The sequence below is a fragment of the Bartonella sp. AP88HLJMH genome (genome assembly GCF_042195605.1).
GTDB lineage: Bacteria > Pseudomonadota > Alphaproteobacteria > Rhizobiales > Rhizobiaceae > Bartonella.
Genome location: NZ_JBHIOR010000007.1, coordinates 1 through 23090, shown reverse-complemented (window position 1 = coordinate 23090; position 23090 = coordinate 1). Strand labels below are relative to the sequence as shown.

Sequence of the window (23090 nt, the reverse complement as noted above, 5' to 3'; positions counted from 1 at the left end):
ATACCAATCAGGCATATTTAGAGATTTATGGATCAATATGGATTATCCCAAAAGAAAATATGAAGAGAATTGTTGGAAAGGTTTCTGATTTTCATGTGCCGCTTACAGCTGAAGCGCTTGCTGTTATTGAAAAAGCAAAAAAATGGTTTTTTATTTGTTGAGAGTTTTGGAAAGCCTATATCTGATGTAGCACTTCCTAAATTCATGAAAGACAAAGGTTTTGATTATAGACTTCATGGTTTCAGATCGATTCTGCGGGACTGGATAGCAGAGACAACGTTAAAAAGCTTGATGATATGTCTGAAGTATAAGCACAAACGGTGTTACATCTTTTGAAAGATAAACAAAACAGGCAAAAGGTAGAAACAGATTCTACTATACAAGATGCCGATATAGCAACGCCACACGAACAGGGAACGGCGGTGTGAGATGGAACAAAGAACAGCGGAATGGTTTCAAGCAAGGCTAGAGAAAGTCACTGCTTAAAATGTTTACAACGTACTCAGTAAGACAGCAAAAGGTTTTCCTACAAGCAAATATGAAGACTACAAAACGAAACTCATGACAGAACGCTTAATAGAGGAAATAAGCCAATCTTATACAACACCTGCTATGCAATGGGGCATTGAACATGAAGAGAATGCCTTAAGAGAATATGAATTCATTTATGACGCAGAAGTCACAAGATGCGGGTTTATCCCCCACCCAAAAATGGAAATGGCGGGGGCTAGTCCTGATGGGTTGATTGGAGAGGACGGTTTAATCGAAGTCAAATGTCCACAATCAACCACGCATTTGCGCTTCTTTATGTATGACGAAATCAAGCCTGAATATATCGCACAGATGCAATTCCAAATGGCATGCACTGGACGCAAATGGTGTGATTTCATGAGCTATAATCCAAACTTTGTAGGCAAATCTACTGGTTTGAGAATGAAAATCAAACGCATCAATCGTGATGAGGAACACATTGAAGAGATTAATAAAGCGGTCGAAATCTTTTTAGGGGAAATAGAACAAGAGATGCAAAAGATTTTGACAAAAGCTGCTTAAACCTATGGGGGTGCTCTCTCCTCCCAGCACCCCCGCCCATTTAATTAATATAAAAAAGAGAAAGGTAATGAGATGATATTTGATGATGGAGATGGATATGTAATAACACGTGAGTGTGCAAAGTTTTTTAGTGTATCCACAACCACGATTCGTAATTGGGTGCTTCAAGGGGGCCAGAGCTATATAAGCTAGGGAGAGCAGTGAGATGGAGAAAGAAAGAGATCTTATCCTTCACTCCAAAGAAAAATAAGGAACAAATTAGCTAAAGTTGTATAAACCGTAGAAGGTGGTCTAAAAGTTGGTCTTAAAATAGCTCTTTAAAGAAAAAATCTATATATTTAATGTGTTAAAGATATAAAATGGTGCCCAAAAGAGGACTCGAACCTCCACGCCTTACGGCACAGGTACCTGAAACCTGCGCGTCTACCAATTCCGCCATCTGGGCTTATAAAATTCATCTAAGCGCATGAAGCAACTCTGTCAATAAAATTATAGAATTTATTTTTTCAGCTTAAAACGATAGCATTGAACTTTTGAGAGAGATCATGATTTTAGAAGTTTAAGGTGTGAGGACTGTCTTTGATAAAATTGTTGAATCCGGATTAAATGTGTAAATAATAGGAATGCCGGTCGCTAATTCTTGAGATATAATTTCCTCACCGGAGAGACCTTCAAGCGCCATAATAAGAGCACGAAGAGAATTTCCATGTGCTGCGATCAAAACAGTTTGAGAGCGCAAAATATAAGGCTGGATATGGTAAAGATAATAAGGCCAGATGCGCGCACCGGTGTCGCGTAGGCTTTCTCCATTCGGCGGCGCAATCGTATAGGAGCGGCGCCACATTTGCACTTGCTCTTGCCCCCATTGTTGGCGTACTTCATCTTTATTTAAACCAGAAAGATCACCATAATTACGTTCATTTAATGCGGGATTTTTTATCACTTCTAAATCTGATTGTCCCATTTGCTCTAAAATGTGCTGAGCGGTTTTTTGAGCTCGCTGTAAGGCAGATGTATAAGCGATATCAAACCTCAAACCATATTCTTTCAGTTTTTTTCCTGCTGCTATCGCTTCTGCATGACCTTTTTCTGTTAAATCGGGATCTTTCCAACCGGTAAAAAGGTTTTTGAGATTCCATTCACTTTGTCCATGACGAATTAGTGTAAGTATGCGTCCCATTATGAATTGCCTCTATTCTATTGATTGTTTAAAATTCATCGTTCAATCCCAAAACATCGAACATTGAATAAAGACCGCTTTCATGATTTTGTGCCCATAAAGCTGCTTTTAATGCGCCATTGGCAAAGATAGAGCGTTCTTGCGCTGTATGTGAAAGAACAATGCGCTCATTGGAACCGGCAAAAATGACACTGTGTTCTCCAACAACTGTCCCACCACGTGAACAGGAAAAGCCAATGGTACCTTTTTTGCGTTTACCTATATAACCATTGCGTTCGTTGACACACACATTTTTAAGCATAACATTGCGCCCTTCAGCTGCTGCTTGGCCAAGAAGAAGGGCTGTTCCAGAAGGGGCATCAACTTTGTTAGCGTGATGCATTTCATAAACTTCGATATCAAAATCATCGGCTTCTAATGCTTTAGCGGCTTTCTTTACAAGGTTGGCTAAAAGATTTATTCCAAGGCTCATATTTCCAGATTTGACAATAGTTGTATATTTCGCAAAATCTGCAATTTTTTCTTCTTCTGTTTTGCTAAATCCTGTGGTGCCAATAATATGGACAAGGCTTTTTTGAGCAGCGTAGTTAGCATAAAGAATACTGGCTTCTGGTTGTGAAAAATCTAAAATACCTTCTGTATTAGAAAAGGCATTTTCGGGATTGTCAGTGATACTAATCCCAAGAGAATCTGAACCAATTAATGCACTGGCATCTTTTCCTACAAACGGTGAGCCTTTACGTACAAGAACAGCACAAAGTTCTACATCTCTCCTCTGCTGGATTGCTGTAATGAGTTCACGTCCCATTCTTCCATTTGCACCAACAACTGTAAGGCGCATTTTTATCTCCTTATAATACTTTACTGTGCAGTATAGGCAAATTCTTGCCTTCTTTCCAATGGTTCTTTTTCTTTATAGAAAAATTTTTTTCCTGCTTTAATTTATCTTGTTGTGCTGTAAAATACTGTTGTTTAGAGCAAGTGATATAAGATCTACAAATTTAAATAGAGATGTTTTTCGTTGAGTGTGTGATGAATATTCCTAAGTAAGGTTTGCTTATGACACCTAAAGGAGATTGTGTATTACTTTACGCTTTTGTTTCTTTCGTTCTTTAAGGGGGGAGCGTTCTTCATGCAAAACAAGATCTCCCAAACAAAATACACCTATGTTGTCAATTCATGCGCTTTTCTTAAAGAAATATTTATCAATTCTTCTAAACTTATTTTATGATAGTGCTCGTGAGTGGTATCACGAGAGAGTATCCATGAATAATATAACATCTATTCTGCGCCACTATCTTTATGCTTCATAAATAGAGAAAATTAGCATTATCATACGTTTTGTAGCCTTTAATGTTTTAATAATTCTTGGCACTTAGGCATTTTCATTCTTTTCTTTAATATTCTTTCATTTACCAATTCCATTTGTGACGCATAAGAAAGCGATTTTGATTGTTTTAAATGTGATGAAGGTAATGAGAAAAAGGTATTTGGAATTGATGATTAAGGTAAAAAAACGATTATTTATCATTGTATATCAATATGTTATCCATAAATAAAATCACGTAAAAGGGGATAAAAACAAGGGGCTAACAAGAAGTTGGATTGTTTTCACACGAGAGTTGGTCGGATTCTTCATCTTTTAGGAAAGTCAGTTAAAAAAATTGTTATGTTGTAAAAACGCATGATGAGGATTTTTTTATTATAGAGCAAATAGTATATATGTTATGCAATGCGTTTTTTCATATATTGGGGAGACTTGAGGATAACATGCGTTAAGTATTGTTATTTTATTTGCCTAGCTTCTAATGATGCTACAGCTCTTGTATTTAAAGAGAGTCGTTAAAATGCTTTCTTAAATATTTTTTATTCCTGTGCTAATCTTTTTTTGTGACACGATAAGAAAGTGATTTTTGTGATTCAATTATAATGGGTTTTATTCTCTGTTTAATACGATCATAAATCAATGTATTATTATATTGTTTATACGCATGCATAAAAATTCATAAAACTATAAATATCCTTTAGATAAAATATCACTTTTATTTTTGTTTGTGAGAGAAGGCTAGAAATCAAGATCTGCATAGTGAGCACTTGCAACAATTCCGCGGACGCGATCTGTTAAAAGAGAACGAAAAGAAGGGCGTGATTTAATTCTCATATACCAGTCTTTGGCAGCAGGAGATTGTTCCCAGTCAATTTCCCCTAGAAAGTCAAGTACAGAAATAGAAGCTGCTGCTGCTAGATCTGCATAGGACAAGGCAGAACCGACTAAGCTATCGCGAGAGGCACAGAGCCAATTGAGATAGTTCATATGTGGTAAAATATTGGCACGTGCATTGCGTAAAATTTGTGAATTAGGAGCACCACCGCCGATGGCAAGTGGCATTTCACGTTTATGGATTCGTTCTCGTACGATATGGCGCGTTGCTTCATTTTCGAATTTATTTAAGAACCAGTCATTGAGACGGCGTACTTCCGCACGATCTAAAGGATTTTCTGGAAAGAGCTTATTTTCTTGTCGTAAACTTCCATGTGTTTCGTCTAAATATTCGCAGATAACAAGAGGACCTGATAATGGAACCTCGTGTTCATCGAGAAAAACAGGAACATGACCAGCGGGATTGAGGGCTAGAAATTCGTGTCTTCTTGCCCATTCATATTCTTCAATCAGTTGAGTGGTTACACCATATTCCCCAAGAATGAGGCGTATGAAGCGCGAGGCAGAGGATAGGGGAGAGTGAAAAAGTGTCAGCATAATTTACACTATCAAATAGAGTTGAAGAGAATTCTTTCAAGTAATCATTTTTATAAAGATGCTTGACTAGAAGTACAAGATCATTAGTAGCTGCTAGTAATTATAATTAATAAATTGCTAATGACTAGGAATTGTTCTCTTATGCGATGGTTTGCAAAATGGCAGCACGTAATTCTTCTAAACCGATAGCTTTTTCTGAAGAGGTTACAAGAAGCTCAGGATAAGCTGCTGGGCGTTTAAGAAGCTTTGTTTGTGTGCTCATAATTAATTTTTCCAAGGCATTTGATTTGATTTTATCGCTTTTTGTCAAAACAATGTGATAAGAAACAGCTGCTTTATCAAGGAGAGCAAAAACATCTTCATCATTATTTTTGATTCCGTGCCGTGAATCAATTAAGATATATACACGTTTTAACGTTGTGCGCCCCCGTAAATAGCTAAAAATCAAATTTGTCCACGCATCAACAAGATTTTTAGGAGCAGCAGCAAAACCATAACCAGGCATATCTACTAATGCTAGAGGGGGAAGGTCTCCTAGTTGCCCACTGAATCCATCGGGGACAAAATAATTAAGCTCTTGAGTCCGTCCTGGTGTATTTGAGGTACGTGCTAAGCTTTTTTGTTGGACGAGTGCGTTGATTAAAGATGATTTTCCAACATTGGAACGTCCTGCAAATGCAATTTCTGGTGGTCCTTCGGGGGGGAGAAAGCGTATTGCTGGTACACCACGAATAAAAATCCAATTGCGAGAAAAAATTCCAGAAAGGGAAGAATCTCTTGTCATTCATGCACTTCTTTTTTGGGTGATCTTCTCCAGATGGCTTTCAGATTATCAAAAAGCTCAATTTTAACTCCTTGGCGCTTCATCATGATACCTTGCTGAATGATTGATAATATATTGTTCCATGCCCAATAGATGACGAGACCAACAGGGAAAGAGGCGAGCATAAAAGTAAAGACAACAGGCATCCATGTGAATATCATCGCTTGGGTTTGGTCTTGAGGAGCGGGATTCATACGCATTTGTAAAAACATCGTTATTCCCATAATCAAAGGCCATGCACCAATCATAAGAAATGTTGGCGTTGTATATGGCAAGAGACCAAACAAGTTAAAAAGAGAAGTTGGGTCTGGTGCCGCTAAATCTTTAATCCAGCCAAAGAAAGGGGCATGGCGCATTTCAATAGTGATATAGAGAACTTTATAAAGAGCAAAGAATATTGGGAATTGAACCAACATTGGCCAACAGCCTGCAAGGGGATTTATTTTTTCGGTTTTATATAGATCTATTATTGCCTTTTGTTGTTTGGTTTGGTCATCGGGATACTTTTCTTTTATTTCTAGCAACCGCGGTTGTAAAAGCTTCATGCGTGCCATAGATTTATAAGATTTATTGGCTAGAGGGAAAAGAAGAGTTTTTAAGAGCACTGTGACAAGAAGGATGGCGATACCAAAATTCCCTGTTTGTTTATAAAGAATATCAATGAGGGAAAACATTGGTTTGGTGATGAAATCAAACCAGCCCCAATCAATTAAAAGAGCAAACTTTTTGATTTTTAGGTCATTTTGATAACTATTAATAATTTCAACTTGTTTTGCACCAGCAAAAAGACGATTTGTAACAGTTTTTGTTTCATTTGGGGCAATCGTTAAAAGCGACCCTAGCAAGTCAGACTGATAATGTGTTTGCAAACGATCAAAATAAATAAAACGGCTTGTATATTCTTTATTTTGCGGGGGAATAACTGCTACAGCCCAATATTTATCGGTAATACCAATCCAACCTCCTGTTACTTTGGAAAAAGTCACGCTCTTTTGCCCATTATCAGGATTTGGGTCAAGCTCTGCTAAGGTTTTATATTTTTCAGTTTTGAGCGAATCTCCAGCAATACCTATCATACCTTCATGAAGTAAATAGGTTGCATTTGTATGTTCTGGTGGTGCAGCACGTGCAACGCGAGCATAGGACGAGAGATGTATTGGTTGATCGCTTTCATTGCTGATAGAATCCTCAATGGTAAACATGAAATGATTATCAACAGAAAGGGTCCGCCGGAAGATTTGTCCCTGTCCATTATTATAAATTAAAGTGATGGGTGTTGAAGGAGTCAGGATTGTATTGTTTCCCTCTATTTGCCATTTTGTATCCGATTGTGGCAAGGCTTTTGCTGGCAAAGACGCACTTGCAAAACCAAATTCAGCAAGGTAGGTCGTTTTGAAACCTTTAGGATTTAGCAAATCGATTTCCGGTGATTTTTTATCGACTGTTAAACGATATTTTTTGAGGTGAAGATCATCAAATTGTGCACCAACAAGATTAATAGAGCCTTCCAGTTCATTGGTTTTGATCGCAATACGTTCTGTTTTGTCCAATACAGCTTTCCGGATTTCAGGTGTCATGGGCTGTTCGATGATAGATGTAGCTTGATACGTTGAGGTATCGTCAGAAAAATCCGTTGTGGTAGTAGAAAGGGCTGATTGTTGTTTTGACAATTGCTGTGTGACGACTTGTTGTTTTTGTAACTTTGCTTGTTTGGGAGCAACATGAAGAAATTGCCATGCGATGAGCACTACGAAAGATAAGCCAATAGCGATAAAGAAATTGCGGTTATATTCCATCCGTACACCCTTGTTGTTGTTGCTGATGTTTTATTTTTGGTTTTATTCGCCGATTTAATTCACTAATCAAGGATGTAAAAGGTGCATGTAACACATCACGGTACGCTACAATGACATAGTCTGTTCCTGCTTCCATGTGGTTTGTTACACCAACTCTCACGGCTTCACGCAAGCGCCTTTTAATACGATTACGTTTCACAGCATTACCGTTTTTACGGGTAACAGTGAAGCCTACACGTGCAAAAAGAGAATCTTTTCTTTCTGTTGTTTGTTCACGAGATTTAACTTCGAGCAAAAATAAAGGACCACGTCGTTTTTCTCCTGTACGGACAGCCAAAAAGTCTGCTCTTTTGCGAATACGGCAGGGATGTTTTTTCTTCATAAAAGAATATTTCGCAATTTCATTAAATGCCTGCAAGCAGACATTGTAGGTTCATAATAAAAGTGTCACAACGAAGAAACGATGAGCAATCCTCAACGGTTGTGAAAATTTAAATGGTTAAGCAGAAAGCCGCTTACGTCCACGAGCACGTCTTGCAGCAATAACTTTACGTCCTCCAGCTGTGGCCATGCGTGCACGAAACCCATGGCGGCGTTTACGGACAAGTTTAGAGGGTTGGTAAGTACGTTTCATTTATTTAAATACCGCGGAGTGCGGCCCTTCTTAATTTTCGTTTTATGAGTAGTTATGCGCGAGATAAACAATTTTATCCTATCATACGGCTGTTAACCCATAAGGAAAAATATAAAAAAAGTCAATCTTAGATTGTTTTTCTCTCTCTTGAAAGAATACAAAACACCTTATAACTATCTGTAACGCTTTTTTACAATACTGTAGGAGTGTTAGAAAATAACGATTGAATCTACAGAACATAAATAGCTAGGGCCTTAAAGAATTAAAGAAGGTGTGACTGATTACTGTATGCTCAATTTAAAATATCCTTTAAGATTAAGAGTTTTTTTCAGTTTTTGTTTTTACAAAATTTTTATCAGAATATTCATTAAAGTGGTTGTAGCACAAACGTGATTGATAGGATTTTATAGCAGATTTTATGTTTGAGCTTCTTTATTTTAAGGATGGTTTCATATTTTTAAAGAGATAAGAGATGTATACTTTATAATGCTGAGTAAAGTAGAAAATTATCAAGTGATGAACAAAATTATCAGGTGATGAACCTTGTAAGTATTTTTCGTTCTTATGCTTATATTTGCTGGTATTTTTATAGAGAGGAAAGAACATGGATCTTATCACAAGTGAGGCTGTCCGCAACGTATTACGTACAATCAAAGGACCAGATCTTGAAAGAGATATTGTGTCGTTGGGTCTTCTTTCAGAAATATTGATTGCTGATGGTAAGGTTTTCTTTTCCATTACAGTTCCTGATGGAGGTGTGCAAAAATGGGAATCATTGCGTCGTTCTGCTGAAAAGGTGGTATGTGCTTTGGAGGGAGTGAAATCTGCTGTTGTTACACTTACAGCAGAAAAAATAACAAAGACAGCACCTAGTCGAAGAGCAAATCTCTTACCGATCAAAATGCCCATAGAAGGTGTGCGGCATGTGATTGCTGTTGCTTCTGGAAAAGGAGGGGTCGGAAAATCTACGATGGCAATAAATATCGCCTTAGCTTTACAAGATTCTGGTTTCAAGACGGGGGTGATGGATGCTGATATTTATGGTCCTTCGTTGCCACGTTTGACAGGACTTGTTAATCAAAAACCACAGCTTATTGGAGAAAAAAAGATTCAACCTCTTGAAAAATTTGGACTTAAATTGATGTCGATGGGATTTTTGGTTGAGGAAGAAAAGCCGGTAGTATGGCGTGGTCCTATGGTTATGGCAGCTGTAACGCAATTGTTACGAGATGTTGTATGGGGCCCTCTGGACGTTTTAGTCGTTGATATGCCGCCCGGTACAGGGGATGCACAATTAACGCTTGCCCAACAGGTACAATTAACAGGTGCGTTGGTTGTCTCTACGCCCCAAGATCTTGCTTTAGTGGATGCACGTAAAGCAATAGAAATGTTCATGAAAGTTAATGTTCCTATTTTAGGACTCATTGAGAATATGAGTTATTTTATCGCTCCTGATACGGGAAAACGCTATGATATTTTTGGCTATGGTGGTGCACGGGCAGAAGCGGAACGTCGAGAAGTCCCTTTCTTAGCGGAAATACCGCTTGATGCAGCTTTACGATTTTCTTCAGATGAGGGAATCCCTATTTTTGTTGCTAAGCCTAGTGAAGAGCATGCTAAACTATATCGTAAAATTGTTGATCAAATAAAAAATCAACTCTTTTGAATGGGGGGGGGTGTTTAAGAGAGTTTATTAAAACACAATCATGAAAGACATAAAAATAGTCGCTTCTTTGTAAGAGGAAGTTTTAATGTGTGAATGGAGTATATAGGTTAAATAAACAAAAAATTATTCATGCGTTTGGATAACCTGAAGGGGAACAAAATTGAAGAGCTAGAGCTGTGAGGTAGAAAAAATATTGGACTTGAGGCTAAAAGAAGAAGACCGAAAATAAAAATATTTTAGAAAAATTGTAAAAGGTTGTAAAAAATATTTTAAAAATCATTTTTTGATACGAGTTTTCTTGATATAAATCTCAACATTTCTTTTTAGAAGCATTCATTTTTTGCAAAGTAGCTTCAAGAGCCATTGTTAAAGCATTCTTTCCCCCTTGTTGAGAAAAGTAATTTGACAAAAATTCATTTGTTCCACCCTTTGTTGAAAACTCTTTTTCAAGCAGTGCAAAATCGAGAGATACAGAACGATCCGTTGCTATAGTTTTACGCATTTCATCTGTAAGATTTCCAAACATCATGGTAAGGAATTCTGCTGATTGTTGTTTTTTTAACCCTTGTGTTATAAACCATTGATGGGCAGTTTTTATAAAATTAAAATATACTCCCATAAGTGAACCAGCTGTCATAAAAAGATTAAACTGCTCTTCCTTATCCAGCACCAATGTGCCCCCCAATGCATCAAATAAAGTGCGCAAAAAGGGATGATTGGGATAGATTGGTGTCAAATTTTTGCATTCTGCAACAAAAGGTAATGGAACAGCACGATAAACTTTATGATTAATCCACTCTTCTATTTCTGCTGCTTTTGCCATAGCAAGTACGGAAATAACCAGCTGTTCTGGACGAAAACAAAGAGAGCGCAAAACGTCTTCTGCAATTTGATTGGGCAAGCAAAGAAAAACACAATCACTAACATCGAGCAACGCTTGGTTATTTTCAGCAATCATAACTTTATCATAAGTGCGTGAAAGGCGCTTTGCTGTTTGTGCATTGCGAGGCGAAACAATAATGGAAGAAACATCAAAGTTGCTTGTCATTAAGCCATTCACCATTGAAGCACTGATTGTACCCGTTCCCAAAAAGCCAAGTCTCATTATCTATTTCTCAGTTTCATATTTTAAAAGGAATTTCAATCAACATCTCAGGTGTTTTAACTAACATAAACGCTAATTGAAGAAGCAACACATAACATAGCAAGAATAATCAAAACCAAATAGATTTTGGGCTTGTCAAAGAGAACGGCAAAAGCAGAAAACCAACCAACAACAGCTGCGGCTAATGCAAATAAAAAACCTGGTTTATTCATAAGCACAATATGCATTGCCATTAAACCACCAATAATTAGCGCTCCAAAAATGATGAGCAAACCTGTTGCAAACTTTTCATAATCATCCATATTTCGCTCCTTATAGCGCTCAATTATTACACACTTTTTAACGCATATGCACATAAAAACGAAATGTTTTTTATTGAATATGGTTAAAACGGGGGGTGCCGTTTATTGATCAGATGTAAAAAATGCAGGGATATGCTGTGGCCAACGCCAAGGTAAAATTGCAATTAAATCAAAGCGTACAGACAAAAGGGCATAATCTTTTTGCCGTGCGAGCCAAATATCGGCAGCTGCCTCAATTCGCTTTTCATTCATTCGGGAAACCGCTTCCATTGCTTCAGCCAACGTTGAACGTGCTTTAACTTCAACGATTAACACAAGATTTCCGCGTCGTGCAATTAAATCAATTTCTCCACATTTTGTTTTAAAACGCCTTTCGGCAATGTGAAACCCTTTGCAACGTAGCCACAAAGCTGCCAATTTTTCTGCACGTACCCCTCGATAAAAAGACTTTTGTCTGCGTTTTTTTTGCATCATTTTATGCATTTTTTAAAAAGATTAATCGCTGAAAAAGTTCCTGCTTTTTTAAACCGGTTTTTTTTGCAACAAAAGCTGCCGCTTGAGCAGCAGAATATGTCCGTGCGCGTTCTAGTAGCATTTCATCAATTTCTTGATCACTTATCACATTTAAAGAAGAAGATGATTCTCCTACAACTACAACAATTTCCCCACGAATATGTGCTTGTTTTCTGTAATTTTCCAACAAGTTCCCCAAATTGGAAACATCTACTGTTTCAAACTTTTTTGTTAATTCACGACAAATGGCAGCAGGTCGATCAGCCGAAAAAAGTGTGACCATATCCTGTAAAGTTTCAACAAGACGATGCGGTGATTCATAAAAAATCAAAGTTGCTGGAATCTCTTTTAATTGTTCCAACCGTTTTCGGCGTTGTAGCTTTCGTGCACTCAAAAAACCTGCAAAAAAAAAGCTATCAGTAGGAAGCCCTGTCGGTATAAGAGCGGCTAAAAGAGCGGATGCTCCAGGAATAGGAATGATTTTATGACCAGCTTTACGGGCCTCTTCCACCAATCGAAATCCGGGATCAGAAATAAGTGGTGTTCCGGCATCTGAAACAAGTGCTACTGTTTTGTTTTCTGCTAAAGCCGCTAAGAGCTTTGGACCCGCTTTTTGCGCATTATATTCATGATAGAGAAAAGTTTTTTTTTGAATACCGTAACGTTCTAACAAAACACGTGTTACTCGCGTATCCTCACACGCTAAAATATCAATTCCTGCAAGCACTTGCAAAGCACGAAGCGTAATATCTGCAAGATTTCCGATAGGTGTTGCCACAAGATAAAGCCCTGATTCTATAACGGGTGCAGAATAAGCATGCGCACCTATAAAATATGCTTTTTCACACATGCTCTTTTCTTTTCATTAAATTCTCCTCACCACAAGATTTTTATCCATACTCATAAGCCATTTTGGCTTATTTTTTACCAGCACATTTTTTATCATTACAAAGGCTTACCTTACTCGAATAATCGATTACACTACAATAAGATAATTTCATATTTAACGTCTTAATTTAACATTATTATCTATTTTGGTCCGCATTATTTTTTCCAGTAAAACAAATTCCAAATGTAACCAATATTCTATCAGCCCCATGATTTTCTATAAAGTTTTTCCTTCGAGAACCAAAAAACAATTTTACCCATGTTATCATCTCATGCTTGGTTATGCTCTTTTAAAAGCTAAGCTTTTTAGATTATTTTCATAATGCCGATTTTTCAAATATTCTATTGATATCCAAACTGTTTTTCTGAGCAAATATAAACAGCCTCTTTTGAAGCACAAACAGTTAACTGGCAGCTGACTGTATTGTTATTGATTAAATATAAGCTCTTATCAGCAAAATACTTTATTTTTTCATATTCTCTATAGCTTTAACAGTATAATGAGTACCTTAGAAACGTTTAAGGCTAATTTTTATCTTAAAGATTTGATTTGTAATGGAAAATTTATTATTTTGCCTATTAATTAGGAGCTTTCAATATCGTAACATTATCTCAGCTCTTCTTATAGTCATTAATCAAAATTATTTTCGTGCATCTTGAAACTTTCTCAAAGCAAAGATTATCGCATCATTGGGGATCGCAGAGAAAATGATGCTGCTAGCTTGTACTTTTTATCTCGTAAATATAGAACTGTTCGTTCACAGGAGTGTGTTATACCTTTTTCGGATAGTGTCGCGAAATAATTGTTTGATATGAGAGCTATCTCTTAAAAACAAGCCCATGATTGAACAACACAAGTCTGCTTTAATTTTGGATACCTTATTTTTTTGAAGGATATGCTCCTATAAAAAAACTTAAGTAATAAAAGCGGGGACAATACGTTATTTCTTCTTTTTAGAGGATATTGTGATGCTTTTGAAAGTTTAAAAACCAAATGGACAGATGATAGTAAAGAGGAAAACAGGTTTTTTCCTTTCAGGTTTCATATTCTTGCTAAATGAAACTGTATTTTCGTTTCAGAGGTTACTCAAATAGAATATGCAATATTTTTGCTCTAACTACAAAATCTGGAACGGCGTGCAGAGCTTTCATTCATCTTAATCTTTCTTTTAAATATACCACTATGTTCAATTTGGATGTTGATTTACAAGCAACAGCGAAAGCACAAGCTTTATAAACAAACAACTCTATAAAACGCGTCATAGAGTGGTTATGAAAGCTATTTTGATTTTTATCAGATGTTTTGCTAATAGCGATAGTCTCCATGGCTTGGTATCTGCTTATTCTTACGGTATTTGCATACATTCATTGCAGTATATTGGTAAAGGGCAGTATATTGGTAAAGGTTAGATGCAAGGCGATTATCTTTAATGCAAAAATAAAAGGTTAATGTAAGATTTTTTCGTGTCATTATCATTAGAAACATAAAAAGGGCTTGAGCAAGCATGCTCTTTATCTCTTTATCTCGCAATGTTTTTTCTACATTTGTTTGTGGTTTTCTTGAGTGAGCATTACTTGCCAAGTGTAGGAGAAAAAATAAACTTGAAGTGTACCTCCGTAGGTTTTGCTCTTGGCTAGTTAAAACGATTGATGTTTCTTATGAGAGGGCTAAAAGCATTTTGGATCATGTGGGAGAGGGGGTAAAGTAGAACGGGCTTATTTCCTTTCAGATTTTCGAGAACCGCAGTTTTTCCTTTATTGCAGAATTTTCAAGAATATATTCATTATTGTTTTGCCATTTAGATAAAAAAATTTTGATAAAAATATGTTATGTTTTTCTATTGAAAAAAGTTATGTGGTGAAGAGAGTATTTTATATGAGAATAGAGTTCTTTTTACATTGTGAAAGAACGTATGAAGGAAGGTGATTGATAGATTTCTGATCTGGGAAATATTTTTATTCAATGTGTTTTGTATATTTCAATTTTAGGAAAATGAACAATGATTATACATTGGGGAATTACATATTGGGATAGAAGGGGCCCTCATTACCTTGCGGACAGATCCAAGTGATATTTTGGTTTGGATCTTTGATATCGCATGTTTTACAATGTATGCAATTTGAAGCGTTTATCATATAAGTCAGATGATCATTATCCTCTAGCCACTCGTAGACAGCGGCGGGACAATAGCGTGTAGAGGGTCCTCCATAGATTGCATATTCAGAGTCCTTTTGCTTTTTTAATGAGGCTATTTTTAAATGACAAGGTTGATTTTCTTCATGATGCGTATTGGAAAGGGCAACACTTGAAAGGCGATCAAAGGTTACAACGCCATCTGGTTTTGGGTAAGAAATGGGTTGAAATTTTTCTGCTGGTTCAAGGCATGCATAATCTTCCTTTCCGTGGGAGAGTGTTTTAAATAAGGAAAATCCGAACAGTTGTTGCCACCACATATCAAAACCAGCAAGTTTAATTCCATATTTTGTCCCATATTTTGCCCAGAGCGGTTTGGCATTTCGCACTTTATAAAGATCTTTGCCAATGAGCCCTTTTCGCCATTGTTCTTCGATTTCTTTAACCTCATCATGGGCACGACCTTGTGCAAGAGCGGTAGCGATTTTATCGGCAGCTAATATGCCAGATAAGATGGCATTGTGTGATCCTTTGATACGAGGAACATTGACAAATCCAGCAGAGCAGCCAATAAGCGCTCCACCAGGAAAGGTGAGTTTTGGTACAGATTGCCAACCTCCTTCGCTGATAACACGTGCACCATAGGAAAGACGTTTTGCGCCTTTAAAGATTTTATAGAGTTTTGGATGTGTTTTAAAACGTTGAAATTCTTCAAAGGGAGAAAGATAAGGATTTTTGTAATCTAAGTGCACAACAAAACCGACAGAAATGATATTGTTTTCTTGGTGATAAATAAAGCCACCGCCACCGGTATTATTGTCTAAGGGCCAACCCGTGAAATGTTGTACTAAACCGCGTTGGTGTTTGTTGGGATCAATTTCCCAGAGCTCTTTGAGACCAAGACCAAATTTTTGTGGTTCACGGTTTTTGCTAAGGTTGAAATGTTGTATCAGTTGTTTTGCAATTGAGCCGCGTGCTCCTTCCGCAATCAGAGTATATTTTGCCAATAAAGCCATACCAGGCATATAATTTTTTCCAGGGGTTCCATCTTTGTTAAGCCCCATATCTCCGGTGAGAACACCAATAATAGCTCCGTTATCTTTTTGGATGATGGGTTCTGTTGCTGCAAAACCAGGATAGATTTCAACACCCAACGCTTCAGCTTTTTTGCTTAGCCAGCGGCAGACGCTCCCAAGCGAAACGATATAACATCCGTTATTTGATAAGATTTTAGGGTGCAAAATATTGGGAAATACTGTGGACTTTTGAGGCTTTAGAAAAAAAAATTGGTCCTGTGTGACAGGGGTTGTGAAGGGATGGTCGTTATCATTTCGCCATTCTGGTAAGAGTGTATCGATACCAATGGGGTCAACAACTGCGCCAGAGAGAATATGTGCACCAACTTCGGTTCCTTTTTCAACAATTGTGACAGAAAGCTCAGGATTAATTTGTTTAAAACGAATTGCGGCAGAAAGCCCTGCAGGTCCTGCTCCGACAATGACTATGTCAAACTCCATACTTTCACGTTGGTCATGCAGAGGTGCTTTCATGGCTTATAAAGCTTTCTCCAATTCTGGAATAATTTGGTGGAGATCACCTACAAGGGTGTAATCGGCAATTTGCATGATGGGAGCTTCTTCATCTTTATTAATGGCAACAATAATTTGTGCATCCATTATACCGGCTACATGCTGGATTGCACCGGAAATGCCAACGGCGATATAGAGTTCAGGGGCAACGACTTTTCCTGTTTGTCCAATTTGCCAATCATTGGGAGCATAGCCTGCATCCACTGCTGCGCGGCTGGCACCTAAAGCAGCATTTAATTTGTTTGCAAGAGGAAGAAGCAGGGCCATAAATTTCTCTTGAGAACCAAGACCACGCCCGCCTGATATAATAACACGTGCTGAGGTGAGCTCAGGACGATCACTTTTGTTTGTCTCTGCTTTTACGAAAGAAGAAAGATTTGGATTGGGAGCTGGTGTTATTGTTTTAATGGGAGCAGAATTATTTTGGGAAGGTGTTGGGGTGAAAGAAGCGGTGCGAACTGTTATAATCTTTTTATAATCATTGGTGCGTACAGTTTCAAATGCATTGCCTGCATAAATTGGTCGTTTGAAGGTATTGGGTGAAAGAATGGCGGTAATATCTGAAATTTGCATAAGATCAAGAAGAGCTGCTACGCGCGGCATCACATTTTTCCCAGTACTGCTGGATGCTGCCATGATCACATCATAATCCTTTGCTAACATGAGAATTGTATCTGACATAGGCTCGGCAAGTTGATGGGCTAAATAGTCTGCTTTTGCAATAAGAACTTTCCGCACACCATTAAGTTTAGCACTATTTTCCGCTATCGTTTGAATTTTTTCTCCGCAAACCAGAATATCGATATCATTACTGAGTACGCGTGCAGCGGTGAGTGCTTTTGCTGTTTCTTCTGTATTATGATCGGCCAATAAAAGAATTGCCATAAGTTTTTGCCCTTTTATGTGAGTGTTGCTTTTACTCTAGTGGTGAGAATATTAAATGCAGTTCTTCTGTTTTAAGGCTCTGACAAGTTCTACTACATTTGCCACTTTTATACCGGATTGACGGGGTTTTGGCTCTTCAACGCTTAAAATTGTTAAGCGTGCTTTCGTATCGACGCCAAGATCAGTAAGAGATTTTTGTTCAATGATTTTCTTTTTTGCTTTCATGATATTGGGGAGAGAGGTGTAACGCGGTTCATTGAGCCGTAGATCGGCGGTCATAACCATGGGAAGGGGAAGACAAAGGGTTTGTGTTCCATTATCAACTTCACGAGTAACTGTAGCATGCCCATTTTCTATGTTAAGATGTGAGGCAAAAGTTGCTTGTCCCCACCCAAGAAGAGCAGCGAGCATTTGTCCTGTTTGGTTGCTATCGTCATCAATTGCTTGTTTTCCTAAAAAGACCATGTCGGGTTTTTCTTCATCAACAATGGTTTTGAGAATCTTAGCAATTGCTAAGGGTTCAAGTGTTTGATCCGTTGTGACAAGAAGTGCGCGATCAGCTCCCATTGCAAGTCCTGTTCGTAGAGTTTCTTGAGCTGCTTCTGGGCCAATTGAAACAAGAAGAACTTCTGAAATTTTACCGGATTCTTTTTGGCGAACGGCCTCCTCCACGGCTATCTCATCAAAAGGATTCATAGACATTTTTACGTGAGACAGATCAACGCCTGTATTATCCGGTTTGACGCGTATCTTGATGTTATAATCAACAACACGTTTGACAGCGACAATTATCTTCATAATGATCCTCTTTGTTTGTATGTTACAAGTTTATAGCAATACTCATAAGAAACCAAATTGTTTAGAATGAAGTCTCAATTTATAACTTGTGTTCTCTTTCGTATAAGCTTTTTTATGTTTACTTGTACTTTCTCGTCGTCATTTTCAATCTTCATATTTTTGCATTGCCATAATTGCCTTATTTGCTTGAATAAAAAGTAAAAAAATCAAACTGTCTTGTGAGAATATTCTTTTTTAGTTTCTTATGCTTTGTTTATGATGGTGCAATAGGTCCTTTATGCAATGAAAAATTAAGTGAAAAAGATAAAAATGGGGGAATGATTTTGCTCTTCAAATCTTGAAGACAGAAAAATTAAAGATCTTTCTTTCAAATATTTTAGATAAAGATTGGGGAAAATATTTCTAACAAAAAAGTTTTTGGAAGTTCTTAAAGCTCTATTTACTAAAATAGAGCACACTTTCTCATCATTTGTTGCGATTCTTTTCAAAAAGGTTAATGAGGGGTAGGCGTTTGTGAATACGAAGGGTCATACGATCGACCAGGCGACCAAACAGGTTAGGAACGATAAAGTCTTTTCTTTTGTTGAACAGAAAGAGAGAATGGATACTTCTGTAGAAGTAACGATGTCGGATATTGCTCAAAAATTACGCACCGTTTATGCGCAAATGCAAATGAAGCATTCGCCTCGTTCTTTAATGCAGCAGAATTCGGTAGAAGAGCATTTTAAATCTTACTTAGATGATATTAGTCGGGCCATTTTGGCTGAACATTATATACGTCGTCAAAGAGAAAAAAAGCTTTTCCAGTCTTTAGAGCAGATTAAAACAATTGTTCAAAGTTTGCAGAGTGAAAAAAAAAGCTTAGAAGAAGCAGCGGTAACACGACAGGTGTCTCGTTCAAAATCACCTGATTCTGTTGTACAAAAACTTGCTCACATGGAATGTGAGGGAAATCAAGAACACTTATTACTTCAAAAGGTGCGAAATTTTTCGAAAGAAAACAGCATAATTTCACTCCAAACAAATGTTGAAAATACGTTGCAGCAAGAAAATAGAAGCCCTTTGCCCAGTGATACTCTGAAATCTTCTTTTAAAAAGGTTGAGGGAGTAGTGAGGCATGCTATGATAGAAGAAAAAGGTATGATGGGTGCTCAGGCATCTAATCATTGCATTGAGAATGATTTTTCTTCTTTAAGGACGCAGTCTCGGGAACATGTCTCGTTTTTATCTTATTTGGTAAAAAAAGGTGTTCTTTGTTTTTTAACCGTTGCATTTGTGGTAGCGATAACGTTATGTTTTTATAGCTTTTTAAAAGGAGCTCGTTTTTTTTAATTTTTATGATGTTGATGTTAATAGATGTGAAATGTATTGCGCATTCATGTTTGTGCGGAAGCTATAGCAACTAAAATTATCCTTTTAAACACGCAACAGAGATTATTGGAAAAGAGGATAATTGGAGAAGGATTCTCTAATTGTAAAAAAAACTCAAATTATCTTGAAGGTTCTGTAAGTGAGTATTTATTTACCAATTGCTGAAATGTCACTCAATATGCTGATCTTGATTGGTATGGGAGTCGTTGCTGGTTTTTTTTCAGGACTTTTTGGAATCGGTGGTGGGTTTCTCATCACGCCGTTATTGATTTTTTATAATATTCCTCCTGCTATTGCTGTTGGAACAGGTGCTAACCAGATGATTGCTTCATCTGTAACAGGAGCAATTACACATTTTAGAAGACGTACGCTCGATATTAAACTTGGTATTCTTTTGGCGATTGGAGGAGGGATTGGTTCTTTAATCGGGATTCAGGTTTTCTCTGTTTTGAAAAAGTTAGGTCAATTAGACTTAATGATTTCGCTTCTTTATGTGATTCTTCTTGGAAGTGTAGGAAGCTTGATGATCGTTGAAAGTTGGTATGATATGATGCGCAAGCGTAAGGCAGGAAAAGCCAATATTCGTCTTGCTGGTCGACATAATTGGATTCATCGCTTACCCTTAAAAATGCGTTTTCGGACATCTAGGATATATGTTAGCATTATTCCAGTTTTAGGGATTGGTCTCATTGTGGGGTTGTTGTCTTCTATTATGGGAATTGGTGGGGGGTTCTTTATGATACCAGCATTGATTTATCTTCTGCGTGTTCCAACCAGTGTGGTGATTGGGACTTCACTTTTTCAGATTACATTTGTGTCTTCTTTCACGACAGTTTTGCAAAGTATGACTAATCAGTCCGTTGATATTGTCTTGGCTTTTTTGTTAATGCTTGGAGGAAGTATTGGTGCGCAATATGGAACACGGGTTGGACGGAAGTTAAAGGCTGAACAATTGCGTATGGCACTTGCATTTTTAGTGTTGATTGTGTGTATGCGTCTTGCTTTTCAATTATTTATACGCCCTGATAATCTTTTCTCTCTGGATATTCTTATGAGATAAAAATGGGTAGATTATTTTCTTTATACATCATTACAGGTTGCTTTTGTTTTATTTCTTTTTCTACATGGTCACATGTTGGGACGCCAGCTACATTCATTGATCAAGTTGACCACGAAACTGTCCAAATTATTGTAACAACGAATACGATTACTGTGGATGCAAATTTTGCTGGTCGTGATCTTTATATTGCTGGTGTTTTAGAAAATATTGATCCGTTATATTCTCGACAGAACCGTTATGATATTGTTGTAAGCTTAGAGGGACAAGATCGAACAATGGTGATGCGAGAAAAAAAACGCAATGCCGGTGTATGGGTCAATACAGATTCTCTTATTTTTAAAAAGGTTCCTCTTTTTTACTCTATGGTCACAACACGTGAAATTGACGATATTACGAGCATTGAAGATTATAAACGCTTAGGGTTAGGATTACTCTATTTGCCATTGCAGACGGATGAACAAGATCAGAAAAAAATACAAATCTTTCGCGATGAACTTATAAAATTACAAAAAGCTAAAAGCCTTTATTATGAGGAAGTGGGTGGGGTTCGTTTTGGTTCTGACACACTTTTCACAGCGCATTTTCGTTTGCCAGCAAATATCCCAGTTGGACATTATAAAGTTCGTGCTTATCTTTTTCGTGATGGACAGTTTATTGATAGTGCTACAACGACTCTTGAAATTGTTAAAGCACATATCACCTATACAATTTTTTATGCAGCGCACAAGTATCGTTTTTTATATGGTATTGTTGCAGTGATTATTGCTATTACTACAGGATTTTTGTGTCGTTTGATTTTTCGAAAAGATTAACGCAAGGAAAATGTTAAGGCTTTTATTTTTTATGAAAAATTCGTAAGATAAGAAAAATAGGCACAACAACAATAGCTCCTGTCATAGTTATATGGAAGAAATTTGTAAGCGTTATAAATCCTGCTTCCCATAGTGATTGAAAAAAATCTACTATTTTTTGTATGAGGTTTCGAGGTGTCCATCCCAAAAAATTCATTACGATGCCAATGAAGAATGAAAGAATAAGCAATTTTAGACTAACGCGGCGTGATTTTCCTCCAAGAAACGCATGAAAAGAATCTAATAATTTTTTTTTTCGCTTCATTTTAATATACTTTCAAAGATCGTGTTTTTTATTGTATTATCATGGTACAGCGATGTTATTATCATAAAGGAAAAACATTTTTTTATTTTTTCTTACTTTTTGAGTTTATCACCTTAGTCTGGTTAACGGTGCTGGTTTTTGAAATATACACATGTTTTATTGCATTTTTTGCGATATTTTCATGGCGCTTCTTTTATTAAATGAAGGGATATCCTTTCGTCTCGAGAATTTGTAGAGAAATTTTATAACGTTTCAGCATTTCTTATCAGAGTGAGAGTTCTAGTATATTGAAGATTTTGTAACGAACTTATTATTGTCGTGTATAGAAATAATATTTCAAGACAGTTTACTTAAAAAAAGACTATCTATTCTAATAAGGGTATGCTTATATAGGTATTATATTTAGATATTTCAACCTTAGTGCATTGAAAAGATCTTTTTTTCTGAAAAAATGTAAGCAATGAATTGAGTGTTGTTAAAGGAGCAAAGATATTAAAAATACGATGTGGAAAAAAGTTTTGTTATGTGTGGGTGCGTAAAGGAATATCAGGGGGAGCCTATGCTCCTTTTATTTAGAAATAAAATATAATTTAAAAGCTGTTATTTGGCAGAGGATTATGGAAAAATTCAAAATTCCTCTTGTAGGGGGAGGAGGTCATGTCGGTTGATGGGTGAATTTTCCTGTTTTGTTAAAATGTCAAATTGTTAGTAGAGCTCTTTGTTATTAAGGCGCTTAAGCTAACAAAGAAGAGTCTTTTGATGGCATAAAAAGGCGAGAGGAAAGAAGAGACAAGCTTACCCGACAAAAGAGAGAAAATAGTGGTTTTATAGTCTTCAATCGTAGGCGTTATGACATCATGAATAGGCTCTGTTATGGGGGAGCATTCATTGTATGTCAGAGTGTTTGTTGTTGCATGTTTTGGTTTGTCTTGGCTTATAGCCATGGGTAGAAGTCCGTGGTTGGTAAGTGGTGTTGTTTGAAGGTTTTAATAATACTTTGTTTGAGGCGCTTATGGATCATCTAACCTTATTATTAAGCATGTGCTTGTTGTGTGGGAAATTTATATAGTAAACTTTAAAAGGAAAAGTCTATGAACTTGAAGAAAAAAATATTACAAAATAGCAGCTCTCTTGTTTCTGCTTTTATAGCTTTGGCGATGGTTGCACAACAAGTTTCAGCAAAAACACCCGCTGATACCCTTGTGATGGCTTGGAATCTTGATGCAATTAGTACGTTTGATCCCGCACAACTTAATGATGTTTATGGAAGTGAAATTGTTCGCAATGTTTGTGATAATTTGGTCGTTTCTGCTACAGATGATGCGGCTAAAATGGTTCCCGCTTTAGCAACACATTGGGATGTTTCAGGTGATGATCACAGTACGGTGATTACTTTTCATTTACGTGATGGTTTGAAGT

Annotated in this window: 19 protein-coding genes, 1 tRNA gene and 3 pseudogenes; 7 read left to right on the top strand and 16 right to left on the bottom strand. The window is 37.0% G+C overall.

Annotated elements, in window-relative coordinates; all coding sequences use genetic code 11:
- Positions 1 to 429 precede the first annotated feature (429 nt).
- A pseudogene (locus ACFIMA_RS04775) lies at positions 430 to 1053 on the top strand (lambda exonuclease family protein).
- Between the two features lie 72 nt (positions 1054 to 1125).
- Positions 1126 to 1319, top strand: a pseudogene (locus tag ACFIMA_RS04770) (helix-turn-helix transcriptional regulator).
- 94 nt (positions 1320 to 1413) lie between these two features.
- Here ACFIMA_RS04770 and ACFIMA_RS04765 read toward each other — a convergent pair.
- The 8 genes from ACFIMA_RS04765 to rpmH form a co-directional block, all read right to left on the bottom strand.
- Positions 1414 to 1498 (bottom strand) — tRNA-Leu (locus tag ACFIMA_RS04765).
- 114 nt (positions 1499 to 1612) lie between these two features.
- Positions 1613 to 2233 carry a 2,3-bisphosphoglycerate-dependent phosphoglycerate mutase gene (locus ACFIMA_RS04760; RefSeq protein ID WP_375633246.1) on the bottom strand — a complete coding sequence of 207 codons (621 nt, stop codon included), beginning with the start codon at positions 2231 to 2233 and terminating at the stop codon, positions 1613 to 1615.
- Positions 2234 to 2261: 28 nt separating this feature from the next.
- Positions 2262 to 3074, bottom strand: coding sequence for a 4-hydroxy-tetrahydrodipicolinate reductase (gene dapB, locus ACFIMA_RS04755; protein WP_375677737.1), 813 nt, complete (start codon positions 3072 to 3074; stop codon positions 2262 to 2264).
- 1224 nt (positions 3075 to 4298) lie between these two features.
- Entirely contained in the window at positions 4299 to 4991 is a 693-nt protein-coding gene (locus ACFIMA_RS04750; protein WP_375612254.1) for a glutathione S-transferase family protein, read from the bottom strand.
- 139 nt (positions 4992 to 5130) lie between these two features.
- A complete protein-coding gene (yihA, locus tag ACFIMA_RS04745) occupies positions 5131 to 5775 on the bottom strand; it encodes a ribosome biogenesis GTP-binding protein YihA/YsxC (protein WP_375693148.1) in 645 nt (214 codons plus the stop codon).
- Positions 5772 to 7610 carry a membrane protein insertase YidC gene (gene yidC, locus ACFIMA_RS04740; RefSeq protein ID WP_375693147.1) on the bottom strand — a complete coding sequence of 613 codons (1839 nt, stop codon included), beginning with the start codon at positions 7608 to 7610 and terminating at the stop codon, positions 5772 to 5774. The genes yihA and yidC overlap by 4 nt, the downstream gene beginning before the upstream one ends.
- Complete coding sequence (gene rnpA, locus ACFIMA_RS04735) at positions 7600 to 7992, bottom strand: ribonuclease P protein component (RefSeq protein WP_375612257.1); 393 nt, start codon at positions 7990 to 7992, stop codon at positions 7600 to 7602. The genes yidC and rnpA overlap by 11 nt, the downstream gene beginning before the upstream one ends.
- Before the next feature lie 117 nt (positions 7993 to 8109).
- On the bottom strand, positions 8110 to 8244 hold the full coding sequence (rpmH, locus tag ACFIMA_RS04730) for a 50S ribosomal protein L34 (protein WP_005864709.1): 135 nt from the start codon (positions 8242 to 8244) through the stop codon (positions 8110 to 8112).
- Positions 8245 to 8848: 604 nt separating this feature from the next.
- Between rpmH and ACFIMA_RS04725 the strand changes: the two genes are divergently transcribed.
- Complete coding sequence (locus ACFIMA_RS04725) at positions 8849 to 9910, top strand: Mrp/NBP35 family ATP-binding protein (RefSeq protein WP_375632515.1); 1062 nt, start codon at positions 8849 to 8851, stop codon at positions 9908 to 9910.
- Between the two features lie 310 nt (positions 9911 to 10220).
- Here the strand turns inward: ACFIMA_RS04725 and ACFIMA_RS04720 are convergent, their stop codons facing one another.
- The 7 genes from ACFIMA_RS04720 to ACFIMA_RS04690 all read right to left on the bottom strand — a co-directional run bounded on the left by ACFIMA_RS04720 (position 10221) and on the right by ACFIMA_RS04690 (position 18124).
- The gene (locus tag ACFIMA_RS04720; protein ID WP_375652914.1) at positions 10221 to 11015 is read right to left on the bottom strand and encodes a pyrroline-5-carboxylate reductase; all 795 of its coding nucleotides are present in this window, start codon (positions 11013 to 11015) and stop codon (positions 10221 to 10223) included.
- Between the two features lie 56 nt (positions 11016 to 11071).
- Positions 11072 to 11317, bottom strand: coding sequence for a hypothetical protein (locus ACFIMA_RS04715; protein WP_375612261.1), 246 nt, complete (start codon positions 11315 to 11317; stop codon positions 11072 to 11074).
- Between the two features lie 102 nt (positions 11318 to 11419).
- Positions 11420 to 11788: a YraN family protein gene (locus ACFIMA_RS04710; protein WP_375613510.1), complete on the bottom strand. Its 369-nt coding sequence runs from the start codon at positions 11786 to 11788 to the stop codon at positions 11420 to 11422.
- Between the two features lie 4 nt (positions 11789 to 11792).
- A complete protein-coding gene (rsmI, locus tag ACFIMA_RS04705) occupies positions 11793 to 12680 on the bottom strand; it encodes a 16S rRNA (cytidine(1402)-2'-O)-methyltransferase (protein WP_273790716.1) in 888 nt (295 codons plus the stop codon).
- 2057 nt (positions 12681 to 14737) lie between these two features.
- A complete protein-coding gene (locus ACFIMA_RS04700) occupies positions 14738 to 16402 on the bottom strand; it encodes a 4Fe-4S dicluster domain-containing protein (RefSeq protein WP_375613499.1) in 1665 nt (554 codons plus the stop codon).
- Positions 16403 to 16405: 3 nt separating this feature from the next.
- Positions 16406 to 17326: an electron transfer flavoprotein subunit alpha/FixB family protein gene (locus tag ACFIMA_RS04695; protein ID WP_375632511.1), complete on the bottom strand. Its 921-nt coding sequence runs from the start codon at positions 17324 to 17326 to the stop codon at positions 16406 to 16408.
- A gap of 51 nt (positions 17327 to 17377) precedes the next feature.
- The gene (locus ACFIMA_RS04690; RefSeq protein WP_375677738.1) at positions 17378 to 18124 is read right to left on the bottom strand and encodes an electron transfer flavoprotein subunit beta/FixA family protein; all 747 of its coding nucleotides are present in this window, start codon (positions 18122 to 18124) and stop codon (positions 17378 to 17380) included.
- A 513-nt stretch (positions 18125 to 18637) separates the two neighbouring features.
- On the opposite strand from ACFIMA_RS04690, the gene ACFIMA_RS04685 reads away from it, so the two are divergent.
- The 3 genes from ACFIMA_RS04685 to ACFIMA_RS04675 all read left to right on the top strand — a co-directional run bounded on the left by ACFIMA_RS04685 (position 18638) and on the right by ACFIMA_RS04675 (position 21367).
- Complete coding sequence (locus ACFIMA_RS04685; protein WP_375693146.1) at positions 18638 to 19456, top strand: hypothetical protein; 819 nt, start codon at positions 18638 to 18640, stop codon at positions 19454 to 19456.
- A gap of 178 nt (positions 19457 to 19634) precedes the next feature.
- Positions 19635 to 20555, top strand: coding sequence for a sulfite exporter TauE/SafE family protein (locus tag ACFIMA_RS04680; RefSeq protein ID WP_375632509.1), 921 nt, complete (start codon positions 19635 to 19637; stop codon positions 20553 to 20555).
- Between the two features lie 2 nt (positions 20556 to 20557).
- Complete coding sequence (locus ACFIMA_RS04675) at positions 20558 to 21367, top strand: TIGR02186 family protein (RefSeq protein ID WP_273790722.1); 810 nt, start codon at positions 20558 to 20560, stop codon at positions 21365 to 21367.
- A gap of 22 nt (positions 21368 to 21389) precedes the next feature.
- Here the strand turns inward: ACFIMA_RS04675 and ACFIMA_RS04670 are convergent, their stop codons facing one another.
- Positions 21390 to 21671 (bottom strand): DUF6460 domain-containing protein, encoded by a 282-nt coding sequence (locus ACFIMA_RS04670; RefSeq protein ID WP_375621636.1) that lies wholly within the window; start codon positions 21669 to 21671, stop codon positions 21390 to 21392.
- A 1091-nt stretch (positions 21672 to 22762) separates the two neighbouring features.
- Here ACFIMA_RS04670 and ACFIMA_RS04665 point away from each other — a divergent pair.
- Positions 22763 to 23090, top strand: a pseudogene (locus ACFIMA_RS04665) (ABC transporter substrate-binding protein); the annotation flags it as partial.

Excerpts from the sequence above, each read along its gene's own strand:
- ACFIMA_RS04760 (WP_375633246.1), bottom strand. The coding sequence starts at position 2,233 with ATGGGACGCATACTTACACTAATTCGTCATGGACAAAGTGAATGGAAT.
- dapB (WP_375677737.1), bottom strand. The coding sequence starts at position 3,074 with ATGCGCCTTACAGTTGTTGGTGCAAATGGAAGAATGGGACGTGAACTC.
- ACFIMA_RS04750 (WP_375612254.1), bottom strand. The coding sequence starts at position 4,991 with ATGCTGACACTTTTTCACTCTCCCCTATCCTCTGCCTCGCGCTTCATA.
- yihA (WP_375693148.1), bottom strand. The coding sequence starts at position 5,775 with ATGACAAGAGATTCTTCCCTTTCTGGAATTTTTTCTCGCAATTGGATT.
- yidC (WP_375693147.1), bottom strand. The coding sequence starts at position 7,610 with ATGGAATATAACCGCAATTTCTTTATCGCTATTGGCTTATCTTTCGTA.
- rnpA (WP_375612257.1), bottom strand. The coding sequence starts at position 7,992 with ATGAAGAAAAAACATCCCTGCCGTATTCGCAAAAGAGCAGACTTTTTG.
- rpmH (WP_005864709.1), bottom strand. The coding sequence starts at position 8,244 with ATGAAACGTACTTACCAACCCTCTAAACTTGTCCGTAAACGCCGCCAT.
- ACFIMA_RS04725 (WP_375632515.1), top strand. The coding sequence starts at position 8,849 with ATGGATCTTATCACAAGTGAGGCTGTCCGCAACGTATTACGTACAATC.
- ACFIMA_RS04720 (WP_375652914.1), bottom strand. The coding sequence starts at position 11,015 with ATGAGACTTGGCTTTTTGGGAACGGGTACAATCAGTGCTTCAATGGTG.
- ACFIMA_RS04715 (WP_375612261.1), bottom strand. The coding sequence starts at position 11,317 with ATGGATGATTATGAAAAGTTTGCAACAGGTTTGCTCATCATTTTTGGA.
- ACFIMA_RS04710 (WP_375613510.1), bottom strand. The coding sequence starts at position 11,788 with ATGCAAAAAAAACGCAGACAAAAGTCTTTTTATCGAGGGGTACGTGCA.
- rsmI (WP_273790716.1), bottom strand. The coding sequence starts at position 12,680 with ATGTGTGAAAAAGCATATTTTATAGGTGCGCATGCTTATTCTGCACCC.
- ACFIMA_RS04700 (WP_375613499.1), bottom strand. The coding sequence starts at position 16,402 with ATGAAAGCACCTCTGCATGACCAACGTGAAAGTATGGAGTTTGACATA.
- ACFIMA_RS04695 (WP_375632511.1), bottom strand. The coding sequence starts at position 17,326 with ATGGCAATTCTTTTATTGGCCGATCATAATACAGAAGAAACAGCAAAA.
- ACFIMA_RS04690 (WP_375677738.1), bottom strand. The coding sequence starts at position 18,124 with ATGAAGATAATTGTCGCTGTCAAACGTGTTGTTGATTATAACATCAAG.
- ACFIMA_RS04675 (WP_273790722.1), top strand. The coding sequence starts at position 20,558 with ATGGGTAGATTATTTTCTTTATACATCATTACAGGTTGCTTTTGTTTT.
- ACFIMA_RS04670 (WP_375621636.1), bottom strand. The coding sequence starts at position 21,671 with ATGAAGCGAAAAAAAAAATTATTAGATTCTTTTCATGCGTTTCTTGGA.